The organism is Sphingobacterium sp. JUb20, assembly GCF_004342035.1.
Taxonomy (GTDB): Bacteria; Bacteroidota; Bacteroidia; order Sphingobacteriales; family Sphingobacteriaceae; genus Sphingobacterium; species Sphingobacterium anhuiense.
Map to the genome: position 1 here is coordinate 1 of NZ_SLYV01000009.1, position 16,576 is coordinate 16,576.

General features: G+C 37.0%; 11 protein-coding genes and 5 tRNA genes. 1 reads left to right on the plus strand and 15 read right to left on the minus strand.

Translation table 11 applies throughout. From position 1 onward, the window contains the following. Positions 1-877 precede the first annotated feature (877 nt). The 14 genes from rpoC to EDF66_RS15660 form a co-directional block, all read right to left on the minus strand. Entirely contained in the window at positions 878-5,155 is a 4,278-nt protein-coding gene (gene rpoC / locus EDF66_RS15595; RefSeq protein WP_132843671.1) for a DNA-directed RNA polymerase subunit beta', read from the minus strand. A 74-nt stretch (positions 5,156-5,229) separates the two neighbouring features. After that, positions 5,230-9,039, minus strand: coding sequence for a DNA-directed RNA polymerase subunit beta (gene rpoB / locus EDF66_RS15600; RefSeq protein ID WP_132843673.1), 3,810 nt, complete (start codon positions 9,037-9,039; stop codon positions 5,230-5,232). Positions 9,040-9,208: 169 nt separating this feature from the next. After that, complete coding sequence (gene rplL, locus EDF66_RS15605; protein WP_021191047.1) at positions 9,209-9,580, minus strand: 50S ribosomal protein L7/L12; 372 nt, start codon at positions 9,578-9,580, stop codon at positions 9,209-9,211. Between the two features lie 80 nt (positions 9,581-9,660). After that, positions 9,661-10,179, minus strand: coding sequence for a 50S ribosomal protein L10 (gene rplJ / locus EDF66_RS15610; protein ID WP_132773505.1), 519 nt, complete (start codon positions 10,177-10,179; stop codon positions 9,661-9,663). A 2-nt stretch (positions 10,180-10,181) separates the two neighbouring features. Next, positions 10,182-10,880, minus strand: a complete 699-nt coding sequence (gene rplA, locus EDF66_RS15615) for a 50S ribosomal protein L1 (protein WP_021191049.1) — start codon at positions 10,878-10,880, stop codon at positions 10,182-10,184. A 22-nt stretch (positions 10,881-10,902) separates the two neighbouring features. Then, on the minus strand, positions 10,903-11,346 hold the full coding sequence (gene rplK, locus EDF66_RS15620) for a 50S ribosomal protein L11 (protein ID WP_021191050.1): 444 nt from the start codon (positions 11,344-11,346) through the stop codon (positions 10,903-10,905). Positions 11,347-11,532: 186 nt separating this feature from the next. Next, the gene (gene nusG / locus EDF66_RS15625) at positions 11,533-12,078 is read right to left on the minus strand and encodes a transcription termination/antitermination protein NusG (RefSeq protein ID WP_132773503.1); all 546 of its coding nucleotides are present in this window, start codon (positions 12,076-12,078) and stop codon (positions 11,533-11,535) included. Between the two features lie 18 nt (positions 12,079-12,096). Beyond that, entirely contained in the window at positions 12,097-12,291 is a 195-nt protein-coding gene (secE, locus tag EDF66_RS15630; RefSeq protein ID WP_031288930.1) for a preprotein translocase subunit SecE, read from the minus strand. Between the two features lie 19 nt (positions 12,292-12,310). Further along, positions 12,311-12,381 (minus strand) — tRNA-Trp (locus EDF66_RS15635). 164 nt (positions 12,382-12,545) lie between these two features. After that, positions 12,546-13,733 carry an elongation factor Tu gene (gene tuf, locus EDF66_RS15640; protein WP_132843674.1) on the minus strand — a complete coding sequence of 396 codons (1,188 nt, stop codon included), beginning with the start codon at positions 13,731-13,733 and terminating at the stop codon, positions 12,546-12,548. Between the two features lie 56 nt (positions 13,734-13,789). After that, positions 13,790-13,861: transfer RNA gene (locus EDF66_RS15645), tRNA-Thr, on the minus strand. 94 nt (positions 13,862-13,955) lie between these two features. Then, a tRNA-Gly gene (locus EDF66_RS15650) sits at positions 13,956-14,028 on the minus strand. 55 nt (positions 14,029-14,083) lie between these two features. Further along, a tRNA-Tyr gene (locus tag EDF66_RS15655) sits at positions 14,084-14,164 on the minus strand. A 21-nt stretch (positions 14,165-14,185) separates the two neighbouring features. Further along, a tRNA-Thr gene (locus tag EDF66_RS15660) sits at positions 14,186-14,258 on the minus strand. Positions 14,259-14,712: 454 nt separating this feature from the next. Here EDF66_RS15660 and EDF66_RS15665 point away from each other — a divergent pair. Then, positions 14,713-15,876 (plus strand): BamA/TamA family outer membrane protein, encoded by a 1,164-nt coding sequence (locus EDF66_RS15665; RefSeq protein WP_132843675.1) that lies wholly within the window; start codon positions 14,713-14,715, stop codon positions 15,874-15,876. A 72-nt stretch (positions 15,877-15,948) separates the two neighbouring features. Here the strand turns inward: EDF66_RS15665 and EDF66_RS26350 are convergent, their stop codons facing one another. After that, positions 15,949-16,476, minus strand: coding sequence for a hypothetical protein (locus tag EDF66_RS26350; RefSeq protein ID WP_132843676.1), 528 nt, complete (start codon positions 16,474-16,476; stop codon positions 15,949-15,951). Positions 16,477-16,576: the final 100 nt, after the last annotated feature.

A 16,576-nucleotide genomic window follows, 5' to 3' on the forward strand; every position in this document is an offset into this window, starting at 1 on the left:
CCTTTCGGATCAGCCGTTCCTCCCTTGCGGAGTGGTGCAAAGATAGCGACTTTTTATAATCACTTCCTAATCTTTTTTCGCTTATTTTTCCATAATAAGGTTAACTAGCTGTAACATTGGATGATTCATTTATAAGCTATAGATCAATAGCAAGACATCTAGAATAAAAAAGGACTGGTTCCTTCTTTTATAAGGTGTTTTGGACTGCTATACTTGAACTCCATTTCAATGACTAATTGCTGCAATACCATAATATGTATTGGTATAATGCTCAAAAAAATATTGCTAATCTGAGAAAAACAATGATTCGCGATCCAATACACATCTCCTCAGGTAAGCATTTAATGCAAATCTTTTATCAATAACAGAAAATATCCGATCATTTAATAAGGGATGTACATTTCGGTAGATTAACTTTTAGCACCCGATATGTGGACCATCAAAAGATCTTCACTTACCGCTTATCCTTAACAAAAACTTTTACGTAATGAACGAAAATCTTATCTGGAACGCACATCGATTTATCAAATGCAGCATGTCGTGCTATTTTCTTGAGTCTCCCACCCTGCTCAACCACTCCCGATGAAAGACTATTTCATCTAAACATTCGAACTGGTGTTGAACGATCATCAACACTAAGCCGTTAACCTCTGTTGCTACTGAATTCAGTATACTAGGCTTAGATTGAGGCTTTGCTGATGTTTCTCAAAAAGTAGTAAATGCCTATTCACCAAGAGGTAACTGAAACCAAATAGCATTCATTCTTTAACAAGGTTAAAACTACAACAGGCATATATACAAGAGTCGCAGTATAATGTTAAACAAAAAAAGGGTTGCAAATAAAATCTGCAACCCTTTTACGTATTATTAAAAATTATTAATCTTCTTCTTTCGAAGCTAATAATTGATCATATTCTTCACGTGAACCAACGATAATATTACCGTATTGACGAAGACCTGTACCTGAAGGGATCAAGTGACCCACAATTACATTCTCTTTCAATCCTAATAAATTATCACGTTTACCTGCAATAGCTGCTTCGTTCAAGACTTTAGTAGTCTCTTGGAATGATGCTGCAGAGATAAATGATTTCGTTCCTAACGAAGCTCTAGTGATACCTTGTAATAAAGGACTTGAAGTTGCTGGAATAGCATCGCGTACCTCTACTAGTTTTTGATCACGACGTCTCAAGCTAGAGTTTTCTTCACGTAATCTACGTAATGAAACGATCTGTCCCGGACGTAAGTCATTAGAGTCACCCGCATCAACAACAACTTTCTTGTCGTAAAGTGAATCATTTTCTTCCATGAAATCCCATTTGTTAACTGCTTCTTTTTCTAAGAAACGCGTATCTCCTGGATCTTCAATATTCACTTTTTGCATCATTTGGTGAACGATCGTCTCAAAGTGTTTATCATTAATTTTTACACCTTGAAGACGGTATACCTCTTGAATACCATTTACGATATAATGCTGTACTGCCGAAGGACCTTTAATTGATAAGATATCTGCTGGAGAGATCGAACCATCTGATAAAGGCATACCTGCTTTAATAAAGTCATTATCCTGTACTAAGATATGTTTCGAAAGTGGAACTAAGTATTTCTTAATCTGGCCATCGCGTGACTCAATAGAGATCTCACGGTTACCACGTTTAACACCACCTAAAGTTACAACACCATCAATCTCAGTCACAACTGCTGGATTAGAAGGATTACGCGCTTCGAATAATTCCGTTACACGAGGTAGACCCCCTGTAATATCTCGCGTTTTACCTGTAGAACGAGGAATCTTAACCAAGATACCACCTTCTTTAACAGTTACACCGTCCGATACAGAAACGTGAGCTCCTACTGGAATGTTATATGTACGAATTACTTCACCTTTTTTATCTAAAATCTTAATAGCAGGATTCTTCGTTTTATCACGAGTTTCAATAATTACTTTCTCTTTGTGACCCGTTTGCTCATCTGACTCTTCGCGGAAAGTTACACCTTCAACAATTGCATCAAATTCAACTTTACCGGCAAACTCAGAAATAATAACAGCATTGTATGGATCCCATGATACTAATTTATCACCTTTAGCTACTTGATTTCCTTCTTCAACGAATAATTGAGAACCGTAAGGGATATTTTGTTGGAATACAACTTTTTTAGTTTCATCCAAAATTTTAATCTCACCTGAACGACCCAATACTACTTGATGCGTACCGTCTTCACCTTCTTGAGATACTGTACGTAGGTTTTCAAATTCTACAGTACCAGCATATTTAGAAGAGATTTGTGACTCAGCAGCAATGTTAGAAGCCGTACCACCGACGTGGAACGTACGAAGCGTTAACTGTGTACCTGGCTCACCAATTGATTGCGCTGCAATTACACCGACTGCCTCTCCCAATTGAACACGTTTACCAGATGCCAAGTTACGACCGTAACAGCTAGCACATACACCGCGTTTACACTCACATGTTAATACGGTACGGATCTCAACACCCTCAATACCTGAAGCTTCAATACGTTCAGCAACAGCTTCTTCAATATCTTCATTTTCAGAAACGAGTAATTCACCTGTTTCAGGATCATATACATTGTATAATGAAACACGACCTAAAATACGATCATATAACGGTTCTACAATATCATCGTTATCTTTTAATGCAGTTGTGTAAATACCTCTTAAACCTCCACAGTCTTGCGTAATAACAATCATATCCTGTGCAACGTCATGTAAACGACGTGTTAAGTAACCCGCATCGGCAGTTTTCAATGCCGTATCGGCAAGACCTTTACGCGCACCGTGGGTAGAGATAAAGTACTCTAATACTGAAAGTCCTTCTTTAAAGTTTGATAAAATCGGATTCTCAATAATTTCACCACCAGCTGAACCAGATTTCTGAGGTTTAGCCATCAAACCACGCATACCACACAACTGACGAATTTGCTCTTTCGAACCACGCGCCCCAGAATCAAGCATCATATATACAGAGTTGAAACCTTGGTTGTCATTCGATAAGATATCCATTACGTGTGATGTCAACTTATTGTTGATACGTGTCCAAATATCGATAATTTGATTATAACGTTCGTTGTTAGTAATGAAACCCATGTTATAGTTATTCATTACCTCTTCAACTTCGTTAGTAGCTTGTTGAATTAAGTCAGTTTTAGCAGCAGGAATGTTCAAATCTTGCAAGTTAAACGATAAACCACCTTTGAAGGCCGTTTGGAAACCTAATTCCTTCATATCGTCCAAGAACTGTGCAGCACGAGCCATACCCGTAGTTTTCACAATTTCTCCAATGATATTACGCAAAGATTTCTTCGTTAATAACTCGTTAATGAAACCTACTTCATGAGGTACAACCTGGTTGAAGATAACACGACCAACTGTTGTATCTAATAACGTATCAACAATACTACCGTCTTTTGTTCTGATTTTAGTTTTTACCTTAATAAAAGCATGCAAATCAATTTTCTTCTCATTTAAAGCGATAATCACCTCTTCAGCAGAATAGAAAATCATATCTTCACCATGAACGATATGGTCTGGTGTGCTCTTACGGCCTTTAGTAATATAATAAAGACCCAAAACCATATCCTGAGATGGTACTGTTACTGGAGAACCATTTGCAGGATTTAAGATATTGTGAGCAGCCAACATTAAAACTTGTGCTTCCAAAACTGCAGCATTACCTAAAGGTAAGTGGACTGCCATTTGGTCACCATCAAAATCGGCGTTGAACGCTGTACACACTAATGGGTGTAATTGAATTGCTTTACCCTCTACTAACGTAGGTTGGAAAGCTTGAATACCCAATCTGTGAAGCGTAGGTGCACGGTTTAATAATACCGGGTGACCTTTCAACACGTTTTCTAAAATATCCCAAACAACTGGATCTTTACGATCTACAATTTTCTTAGCCGATTTTACAGTTTTAACGATACCACGTTCGATCATCTTACGAATGATAAACGGTTTGTAAAGTTCTGCTGCCATATCTTTAGGGATACCACACTCGTGTAATTTCAAGTGCGGTCCAACGACGATTACCGAACGAGCCGAATAATCCACACGTTTACCCAATAAGTTTTGACGGAAACGACCTTGTTTACCTTTTAAGATATCAGATAATGATTTCAACGCACGGTTACCTTCAGTTTTCACTGCGTTAACTTTACGTGAATTATCGAATAATGAATCTACAGCCTCTTGCAACATACGTTTTTCATTACGTAAAATTACTTCTGGCGCTTTGATTTCAATTAAACGTTTCAAACGGTTATTACGGATAATAACACGACGGTATAAATCATTTAAATCTGAAGTCGCAAAACGACCACCGTCTAAAGGCACTAATGGACGCAATTCCGGTGGAATAATAGGAACGATTTTAACAATCATCCACTCCGGACGATTCTCAATACGATCTCTAGAACCACGGAATGCTTCTACAACGTGAAGACGCTTTAAAGCCTCATTTTTACGTTGTTGAGAAGTTTCGTTAGCCGCTTGATGACGCAAATCATAAGATAATTTATCTAAATCAATACGTTTCAATAATTCTTCTAACGCTTCAGCACCCATTTTAGCAACGAACTTTTGAGGATCGTTGTCATCTAAATATTGATTTTCTTTCGGTAATGTATCTAAAATATCTAAATATTCTTCTTCAGTCAAGAAGTCCATATAGTTGATACCATCATCCTCTTTAATACCAGCCTGAATAACTACATATCTTTCGTAGTAGATAATCATGTCTAGTCTCTTGGTAGGAAGACCTAATAAATAACCAATTTTATTTGGAAGAGAACGGAAGTACCAGATATGAGCAACAGGAACCACTAATGAAATGTGTCCCATACGCTCACGACGTACTTTTTTCTCCGTAACTTCAACACCACAACGGTCACATACGATACCTTTGTAACGGATACGTTTGTATTTACCACAGTGACATTCATAATCCTTTACAGGACCAAAGATACGCTCACAGAATAAACCATCACGTTCTGGTTTGTAGGTACGATAGTTAATCGTTTCCGGTTTTACAACTTCACCACTTGAACGCTCTAAAATTGTTTCTGGAGACGCCAAGCTTACAGTAATTGATGTAAAGTTGCTTTTAATTTTATTATCTTTTTTGTAAGACATACTTATTCAAAAGTTAAAGCTTTATGAAGAAGTTTTAGTGATCATAGCGATCACTAAAACTTCACTTTGCTTAATTAATCCAATGTGATATCTAAACCTAAACCACGTAACTCATGTACCAATACGTTAAACGATTCTGGTACAGATGGAGTTGGTAAATTGTTTCCTTTTACGATAGCCTCGTAAGTTTTCGCACGACCAACAACATCATCCGATTTCACAGTCAAGATTTCTTGCAGGATATTAGATGCACCAAATGCCTCTAATGCCCAAACCTCCATCTCACCAAAACGCTGACCCCCGAATTGAGCTTTACCACCCAATGGTTGTTGTGTAATCAATGAGTATGGTCCGATCGAACGAGCGTGCATCTTATCATCAACCATGTGTCCTAATTTCAACATATAGATCACACCAACTGTAGTTGGTTGGTCAAAACGCTCACCCGTTAAACCATTGTACAAGTAAGTTCTACCTGAAGCAGGTAAACCAGCTTTAGCTACCCAGTCTTCTACCTCTTCTTTTTCAGCACCGTCGAAAATAGGAGTTGCAAATTTAACACCTAATTTCTGACCAGCCCAACCTAAAACAGTTTCGTAAATCTGTCCCAAGTTCATACGAGAAGGTACACCTAATGGGTTTAAAACGATATCTACTGGTGTTCCATCATCTAAGAAAGGCATATCTTCATCACGTACAATACGTGCAACAATACCTTTATTACCGTGACGACCAGCCATCTTATCCCCTACTTTCAATTTACGTTTCTTAGCAACGTAAACTTTAGCCATTTGAACGATACCTGATGGCAATTCATCACCGACAGAAACTGCGAATTTATCACGTTTGAAAGCACCTAACTCTTCGTTTAACTTAATGTTATAGAAGTGTAAAGCAGCTTTAATCATTTCATTCTTATCTTCGTCAGTTGTCCAACCTGTAGGGTTGATGTTATTGTAGTCTAATTCAGCTAAGATTTTTTGTGTAAACTTAGCTCCTTTCGCTACTAATAATTCTTTATATACATTATAGATACCTTGAGCAGTTTTACCATTTACAACTGTAAACAATTTCTCTACTAAACGTTCTTTCAAAATCTTAACAGCTCTTTCATGTGCTGTTTCTAATTTCTCTAATGTTTTACGCTCAACTTCTTTTGACATTTTCTTAGCGCGTGCAAATAACTTCGTATCAATAACAACACCTTTCAATGAAGGCGAAGCTTTTAATGAAGCATCTTTAACGTCACCCGCTTTGTCACCAAAGATTGCACGTAATAATTTCTCTTCTGGAGAAGGATCAGACTCACCTTTTGGAGTGATTTTACCAATCAAGATATCACCACCATTAACCTCAGCACCAATACGGATGATACCGTTTTCGTCTAAGTCTTTAGTCGCTTCTTCCGAAACGTTAGGGATATCTGCTGTTAATTCTTCTTCACCACGTTTTGTATCACGAACTTCCAATTCAAACTCTTCAATATGAAGAGAAGTAAACCAGTCTTCTTTTGCTACACGCTCAGAAATTACGATCGCATCCTCAAAGTTATATCCTTGCCAAGGCATGAATGCAACTTTCAAGTTACGTCCTAATGCTAATTCACCATTTTCAGTTGCATAACCTTCACATAATACCTGACCTTTAGTCACACGTTGACCTTTACCTACAATAGGTTTTAAGTTCATACAAGTATTCTGATTGGTTTTCTTGAATTTGATCAATCTATATGTTTTCACGTCGTCATCAAATGATACTAAACGGTCATCATCTGTACGGTCGTAACGAATTTTAATCTCATCCGCATCTACATACTCAACTACACCATTACCCTCTGCATTAATTAATGTACGAGAATCTTTCGCAACACGGCCTTCTAGACCAGTACCTACGATAGGTGCTTGTGGACGTAAAATTGGAACAGCTTGACGCTGCATGTTTGATCCCATCAATGCACGGTTGGCATCATCATGCTCCAAGAAAGGAATTAATGAAGCCGCAATAGACGTAATCTGGTTAGGTGCAACGTCCATATAATCCAAACGTGTAGGTTCGATTACCGGGAAATCACCAAAATATCTAGCTTTTACTTTAGCATCGATAAAATTACCATTATCATCATATTGTGCATTAGCTTGACCGATTGTTTTCTCATCTTCGTCCTCAGCAGATAAATAATGTACAGGTTCTTCAACCACAACACGACCATCTTCAACACGACGGTATGGCGTTTCGATAAAACCTAAATTATTAATCTTAGCGTGAACAGCTAATGACGAAATCAAACCAATATTTGGTCCCTCAGGAGTTTCGATTGTACACAAACGACCGTAGTGCGTATAGTGAACGTCACGAACCTCGAAACCAGCACGCTCACGAGAAAGACCACCTGGACCTAAAGCCGAAAGACGACGCTTGTGCGTGATCTCTGCAAGAGGGTTAGTTTGATCCATGAACTGTGATAACTGGTTAGTACCAAAGAAAGAATTAATAACAGACGATAACGTACGTGCATTAATTAAATCTGTCGGTGTGAAAACCTCATTATCACGAATGTTCATACGTTCACGAATAGTACGTGCCATACGAGAAAGACCTACTCCAAATTGCGCGTATAATTGCTCACCTACAGTACGTACACGACGGTTAGATAAGTGGTCAATATCATCCACCTCAGCTTTAGAGTTGATTAAGTTAATCAAATACTTCACGATAGCGATGATATCTTCACGAGTCAATACCTTCGTTTCATCAGGAGTATTTAATTTCAATTTACGGTTAATGCGGTAACGACCAACATCCCCTAAATCGTAACGTTTGTCCGAGAAGAATAAACGGTCGATGATACCACGAGCAGTTTCCTCATCAGGTGGTTCAGCGTTACGTAACTGACGGTAGATATGCTCTACTGCCTCTTTCTCAGAGTTAGACGTATCTTTTTGTAATGTGTTATATATAATTGAATAGTCCGCATTGTTAGATGCATCTTCTTTCGCTAAAATAATAGATTTTACTCCAGCATCGATGATCAAGTCAATGTGATCTTCTTCTAAAACAGTCTCACGTTCAAGTATGATTTCATTACGGTCAATAGATACAACTTCACCTGTATCCTCATCAACGAAATCTTCAATCCATTTTTTCAATACCCTTGCCGCCAAACGACGACCAACGTATTTCTTAAGACCAGATTTACTAACTTTAACTTCATCAGCAAGATCAAATAATTCTAAGATATCCTTATCCGAATCATAACCGATAGCACGTAATAAAGTAGTAACTGGGAATTTTTTCTTACGGTCGATATAAGCATACATAACGTTATTAACGTCAGTTGCAAACTCGATCCAAGATCCTTTAAAAGGAATTACCCTTGCAGAATATAGTTTAGTACCATTTGTGTGTCTACTTTGACCAAAGAAAACGCCAGGTGAACGGTGTAATTGAGATACGATTACGCGCTCCGCACCATTAATCACGAAAGTACCTTTCGGTGTCATATATGGGATAGTTCCCAAATATACGTCCTGTACAATAGTTTCGAAATCTTCGTGTTCTTCATCATTACATGATAACTTTAACTTCGCCTTTAGAGGAACGCTATAAGTTAACCCACGTTCGATACATTCTTGTATATCATAGCGAGGAGGATCAATAAAATAATCCAAAAACTCGAGCACAAAAATGTTTCTAGAATCAGAAATAGGGAAGTTTTCCGAGAATACCTTGAACAGCCCTTCCTGATGGCGGTTGTCAGAAGTAGTTTCTAATTGAAAAAACTCCTTGAAAGATTGCAATTGCACATCTAAGAAATCTGGATATTCCAGAACTTTCCTGCTTGTCGCAAAATTTACTCTTTCTTGTTGAATATTATTGTTTGCCAAGGGGATATGAATTTTAGTTTTAAAAAAACTGAGCTTAACTATGCTGTTATTACTACATCTCGACTATGTTCAGCACACACATAGACTAGTAGTCAAATATCATAAATAGGAATAGACTCTAACGAAAATACGTCAGAGTCTAAACCTTTTGAGGGCTTGTTAGCTAAGATTATTTAATCTCAACAACAGCTCCAGCTTCTTCTAATTGTTGTTTCAACGCTTGTGCTTCGTCTTTAGAAACACCAGTTTTAACTTCTTTAGGAGCACCGTCTACTAAATCTTTAGCTTCTTTCAAGCCTAATCCAGCTAAATCTTTTACTAATTTAACTACAGCTAATTTAGCACCACCAGCTTCTTTCAAGATAACATCGAAAGATGTTTTCTCTTCAGCAGCAGCAGCTTCAGCTGGAGCAGCAGCAACTGCAACAGCAGCAGCAGCAGGCTCGATACCGTACTCGTCTTTTAAGATATCAGCTAGTTCTTTAACTTCTTTTACTGTCAAGTTTACTAACTGCTCAGCAAGTTGTTTTAAATCTGCCATTTTATTTTGAATTTTTGAATGTCGTTATGAAAAATTGTTATTATTAATAGTACGAATGTTTTATTTTAAAAGAGTATTCGTTAACCTCTTTGCTCTAAAGCTTTTACTAAACCTGAAATTGTATTTCCACCCGATTGAAGAGCTGAAATAACATTCTTAGCAGGAGATTCCAATGCAGCGATAACGTCAGCGATGAGTTCATTTTTAGATTTAAGACTCACTAATGCTTTCAACTGATTGTCACCTACGAATGCAGTTTCTTGAATATAAGCAGCTTTTAACAAAGGTTTATCACCTTCTTTACGTAAAGCTTGAATTAATTTTGCTGGAGCATTTGCTACCTCAGAAAACATCATTGTAGATGCACCTTTCAATGCGCCAATAATTTCTTCTGAATCAACACCAGCTTCAATTAATGCTTTTTTGATTAAAGTGTTTTTAACAGCTTTAATTTCAATACCACCTTCGAAACACTTGCGACGAATGCCGTTCACTTTTTCAACCGATAATTCAGAAGTGTCAGTAATATAGAAATTACCGTAAGATTTAATCTGCTCGGCAAGAGCTTGAACAATTTCTTGTTTTTCTTCTTTTCTCATGATTAAATACCCGCTACTGATTTAGTCTCAATATGAATACCAGGACTCATAGTTGATGAAATGTGAATGCTTTTAAAGTATGTTCCTTTTGCTGCAGACGGTTTCAAACGAGAGATAGTTTGTAATACCTCTAATGCGTTTTCATAAATTTTGTCTGCATCGAACGACGCTTTACCAACTGAAGTATGGATGATACCAGTTTTATCAACTTTGAAATCAATCTTACCGCCTTTAACATCTGTCACTGCTTTACCTACTTCTGTAGTTACAGTTCCAGTTTTAGGATTTGGCATTAAGTTTCTTGGGCCTAAAATACGACCCAATTTACCTACTTTAGCCATCACACTAGGCATTGTAATAATGATATCAACGTCAGTCCAACCGCCTTCAATTTTACTGATATACTCATCTAAACCCACGAAGTCAGCACCTGCTGCTTTAGCTTCTTCTTCCTTATCAGGAGTACATAAAACTAAAACACGTACAGTTTTACCAGTTCCGTGAGGTAAAGTTGCAATACCACGAACCATTTGATTTGCCTTACGGGGATCTACGCCTAAACGAACGTCGATATCCACAGAAGCATCGAATTTGGTCAATGAGATTTCTTTAACTAAAGCCGCAGCTTCCTTTAAAGAGTATGCTTTACCAGCTTCAATTTTGGATAGTGCCGCTTTTTGATTTTTTGTTAATCTAGCCACTTTTCTTAAATTGATTTCTTAATTAATTGTTCCAAGGAGCATTACCTGCTACAGTAATCCCCATACTACGTGCTGTCCCAGCTACCATTCTCATAGCAGCATCTAAAGTAAACGCGTTTAAATCTACCATTTTATCTTTAGCAATAACTTCTACTTGTTCCCAAGTAACTGAAGCTACTTTCTTACGGTTAGGCTCACCTGAACCGCTTTTTAAACCCGCAGTTTCTTTCAATTGAATAGCAACTGGTGGAGTTTTAATGATAAAATCAAAAGATTTATCAGCGTAAACTGTAATGACAACAGGCAATACTTTTCCTGGTTTGTCTTGCGTACGAGCGTTGAACTGTTTACAGAAATCCATAATGTTCACACCTTTAGCACCTAAAGCAGGTCCTACTGGTGGAGATGGATTCGCAGCTCCGCCCTTAACTTGTAATTTTACTAACGCACTGACTTCTTTTGCCATCTTGTTTTGAATTAAATTATTAAATGTTTGTTAGTAAGTTGGAAGCAAATAACGTAACATTTATTATTTCACCTGGTTATTAACTTGCGTTTAACCACCAAATGAGGTGCAAAGATATATAGAATTAAATCTATTTGCAAATTTATTTTAACATAAAAAGAGCAAAGTTGTACTTTGCTCTTTTTATTATTCTTTTTCTACTTGCATGTAGTTTAATTCCAATGGTGTTTTTCTTCCGAAAACTTTCACCATCACAATCAGTTTTTTCTTATCTTCATGAACTTCTTCGATCTCACCTGTGAAACCATTAAATGGACCATCATTCACTTTCACTGTCTCACCAACGTAATATGGTACATTAATTGTCTCACCTTGCTCAGCCATCTCATCTACTTTACCTAGAATACGATTAACCTCAGCTTGGCGCAACGGAATAGCATTACCTGCTTTATCCCCTAAAAATCCAATGACACTATTAACTCCTTTTATAATGTGTTCCAACTCACCATCTAAAGCAGCCTCCAGCAAAACGTATCCAGGATAGTAGTTACGCTCTTTAGCCACTTTCTTTCCATCACGCATCAAATAGTACTTCTCCATCGGAATCAACACTTGAGTAATCAAATGCTCAATTCCTAAACGGCTAACTTCGGCATCGATATATTGCTTTACCTTCTTCTCCTTACCACTCACTGCACGAACTACGTACCATTTTAAACTTTGATCTGCCATAAATAATGTTTGATGAAATTAAGAAGCAATACCGTACAATAACTCTAATACGTTACTTGAAGCTTTATCCATTACAAAAACCAATAATGCTATTATAACAGAAGCAACAAGTACAATCACAGCGGAGTTCTGTAATTGACCCCAAGTAGGCCAAGTAACCTTCTCTGTAATTTCGACATAAGAGTCTTTAAAAAAATCAAGTACTTTTGCCATTTTCAGTTTATTTATTAAGCACGGGAACAAGGATTCGAACCCTGATCAAAGGTTTTGGAGACCTCTATTCTACCGTTGAACTATTCCCGTGTATTATCTTATTTTGATGATGCAAATATAGTGTTTTTAACTATTCCCTGCAAATTTTTTTAATCTTTTTTTATTGTTTTTTAATCAATATTTCAGACTGAAAAAATAAGCTAATCAGTATGAACTGATTAGCTTATTATATGTGATTTTAGAATCTTAAAAGACTATAAAATTTCAGTTACCTGACCAGCACCTACAGTTCTACCACCTTCACGGATAGCGAAACGTAAACCTTTTTCCATAGCAATAGCAGAGATCAATTTAACAGTGATCGTAACGTTATCACCTGGCATTACCATCTCAGTACCTTCAGCTAAAGTGATTTCACCTGTAACATCTGTTGTACGGAAATAGAATTGAGGACGGTATTTGTTAAAGAATGGAGTGTGACGTCCACCTTCAGCTTTTGATAATACGTAAACCTCAGCTTTGAAGTAATCGTGTGGAGTTACTGAACCTGGTTTAACGATAACCATACCACGACGGATATCAGTTTTCTCAATACCACGTAATAATAAACCTACGTTATCACCAGCCTCTCCGTAATCCAAAATTTTACGGAACATCTCAACACCTGTTACTGTAGATTTCAAACCTTCAGCAGCACCCATACCTAAGATCTCAACTGGATCTCCAGAGTTGATTACACCTCTTTCAATACGACCTGTAGCAACAGTACCACGACCTGTGATCGAGAATACATCCTCTACTGGCATTAAGAAAGGTAATTCAGTTAAACGTGGAGGGATTGGAATGTAGTTATCAACAGCATCCATTAATTCCATAATTTTAGCAACCCACTCAGGCTCACCGTTAAGAGCACCTAAAGCAGAACCTTTAATTACTGGAACATCATCTCCTGGATAATCGTAGAATGATAATAATTCACGAACTTCCATTTCAACTAAATCTAATAATTCTTCATCATCTACTAAGTCAGTTTTGTTTAAGAAAACAACTAAAGCAGGGATACCTACTTGACGACCTAATAAGATGTGCTCACGTGTTTGAGGCATAGGACCATCAGTAGCAGCAACTACGATGATAGCGCCATCCATCTGAGCAGCACCAGTTACCATGTTTTTCACGTAATCGGCGTGACCTGGACAGTCAACGTGTGCATAGTGACGTGAAGCAGTTGAGTACTCAACGTGTGCAGTATTAATAGTGATACCACGCTCTTTTTCTTCAGGAGCAGAGTCAATTGAATCAAATGAACGAGCTTCTGATAAACCTGCGTCTGCTAATACTTTAGTAATAGCTGCAGTTGTAGTAGTTTTACCGTGGTCAACGTGACCGATTGTACCAATGTTTAAGTGTGGTTTACTACGGTCAAATTTCTCTTTTGCCATGTTTATGCGAATTAGTAATTATAAATATTTCTATACTTGTTATACAATGTTGTACGAGCCAAAGATGGGATTTGAACCCACGACCTCTTCCTTACCAAGGAAGTGCTCTACCCCTGAGCTACTTCGGCTTTTCGAAAATCCTATCTACAGATTAATGCCCCCACCTTTAGATATAATATTATCAAAGAAGACAGAGACTAAAAATCAAGACTTAAAAATTTGAGCGAAAGACGAGGTTCGAACTCGCGACCTATAGCTTGGAAGGCTATCGCTCTACCAACTGAGCTACTTTCGCTTTTTTTGCGTTTTTCTTAGACTTTCGTCACCAACAGTACGCTAACTGCTTAGTGTGGGGGGAGAAGGATTCGAACCTTCGAAACCGAAGTAACGGATTTACAGTCCGTCCCATTTGACCGCTCTGGAACCCCCCCATAACTCTAAAGTTATGTTTGAGCCTCTTATCGGAATCGAACCAATGACCTACTGATTACAAGTCAGTTGCTCTACCAGCTGAGCTAAAGAGGCATCTTTATTTAAAAGCTTTTTTAATCTCCAAACGCAATTTCTTTTGTTTAGCGAGTGCAAATATCTATTTTAATTTTGACACTTGCAAGCTTTTTTTATTTTTTTTCACTCTTAAAAGAACTATCAAACTTTCTGTGTTAGCATCGCTATTTCCTTGTTTGCTGATGCAAAGATATACACTAAACCCACATTACAAAAATATTTTTTTAAAAAAAACGCTACTTTTTCACAACACTACTGATACGCAGATAAATAAATTTCAAGCGAAATAAGACAATTAATAACACGGGTGCAAAATTCGGTATTTCATCTACTAGATTATTATCCTTGACAGCTCGGGATCAAGAACAGAACAGCAAACATAAAGCCTAAAAAATAAATGTTAATCGATAAATTTGTTATCTATATGACGCAATTAAAATTGTAAATAAAACAAATTTATCTAAGTTTGGCCATGCAAAATCGAGATCAGCGTAAAGTGATCAAAATACTAGTTTCAATACTATTCATTGTTTTCATCACCGATACACATATTGTAAAAGCTCAAAATATAATAGAAAAAGTTACAAAAAAAGTTTTTTCGACCTCAAAGGACTCAACAAGATCTGGCGTATTCATGGTATTGCCGGCTTTGGGTTATGCGCAAGAAACAGGTGCTGAATATGGCATCGCCAGCAATTACAATTTCTATTTTAACAAAAAAGATTCAAGTATTAGGTCATCAAACATTTTATTAATGGGTACCTATACAACTAAAAAACAATCAAATATTAAACTACAGGCTGATATTTGGACAGATAATAATGATTATCATATTATTTCAGAGATCCGGTACCGCAATTGGCCCTCGAATTACTATGGTATAGGTATGGATACAAAAAAAGCTGACGAAGATCTTATCAGTCAGAAACTTTTCCGTGTCAAATTAGAAGTAGAAAAAAGAATTGCGTCCAAATATTATGCTGGTGTCAATATACAATATGACTATGTACAATTTAAGGACAAGGAAATAGACGGTATCTTTGACGACGCATCGTTACTAGGAAAAAATGGTGGACAGCAGTTACTGCTGGGTATTTCACAGCTATTTGACAGCAGAAACAATGTATCTTACACGACTCAAGGATATTACGCAAGAGCTAAACTAGCTTATGCTCCAAAACTATGGACAAAAGAAGATTTCGAAGGTGGCAATTTTGACGCTGATCTGCGTGCATTTTTTCCTCTTCATCCCAAACTAACATTGGCTGCTCAGGCTATTTATAGATCTACCTTTGGCAAAACCATTCCATATTACGCCTATAGAGATTTAGGTGGTGATATGATGATGCGTGGATACTATATCGGTCGGTATAAAGATAAAAACTATCTGGCATCACAAGCAGAATTACGTTACAGGTTTCATCCCAGATTTGCAGCAGCAGCGTTTACAGGTGTGGGATCTGTCTTTTCAAAAGAATATAATGCTCGATTTATTCCATCCTATGGAGGAGGTTTTCGTTATTTTTTCAGCTTAGAACATAATAGTAATATTCGAATTGATTACGCTTACGGCGAACAGCGGCCTGGAGAAAAAAGACAATCGGGATTCTACCTTTCTCTTAGCGAAGCATTTTAAAATAACATACCAATAGTTAATTGATCATCTTTTCCGAATAAGAGATGATCAATATCATAAACACCTCTTCTCTTAAAAACGAATGAGAAAATCTTCTTTTCTTTGACCTTTTTTAAAGAAAACCAATCCTAAATGGAAAAGATCAATAGTCACGACTACCGTTTCAGCTTGTTTTAGTAGGTCCCAGTATTTTTCATTGTTTTTAGAAGCATGTGGCTCTTCAATAATTAAAATAGCATGTTCATCAACATCCTCCAATACAGATAGATAATCCTCATCGGTATCAATATAATAAATAACCCTAGGGAAGTCATCATTTCTTATTTGCCTAAATAATTCTAAAAGATCCTGCTGGACCATTTTACCTCTTACTTTAAAGGTTCTAAAGGCAAATGTCCGCAACAAACGTTCTAGAAATAAATATTTTTTGATAGCCTTCTTCCCTGCCCTCTTATAGAATAATGGCACAGCATTCAATTCTTCAACAGTAGGTTTTCGATAAAGAACTTCATCAACCAATTTATATACAAACGGTGAATGAGTCCCATGACGGCTATGAGAAATTAAGTAATGACGTAAATATTTTAGATAAAACTGCATTTCGAGGACAAATGTACATAGAGTTATACATATTTGGATCACCTGTGTAGCTTATTGGATATTTCTTTAGCGTTTATACTCATTTTACTTAGCATTAATA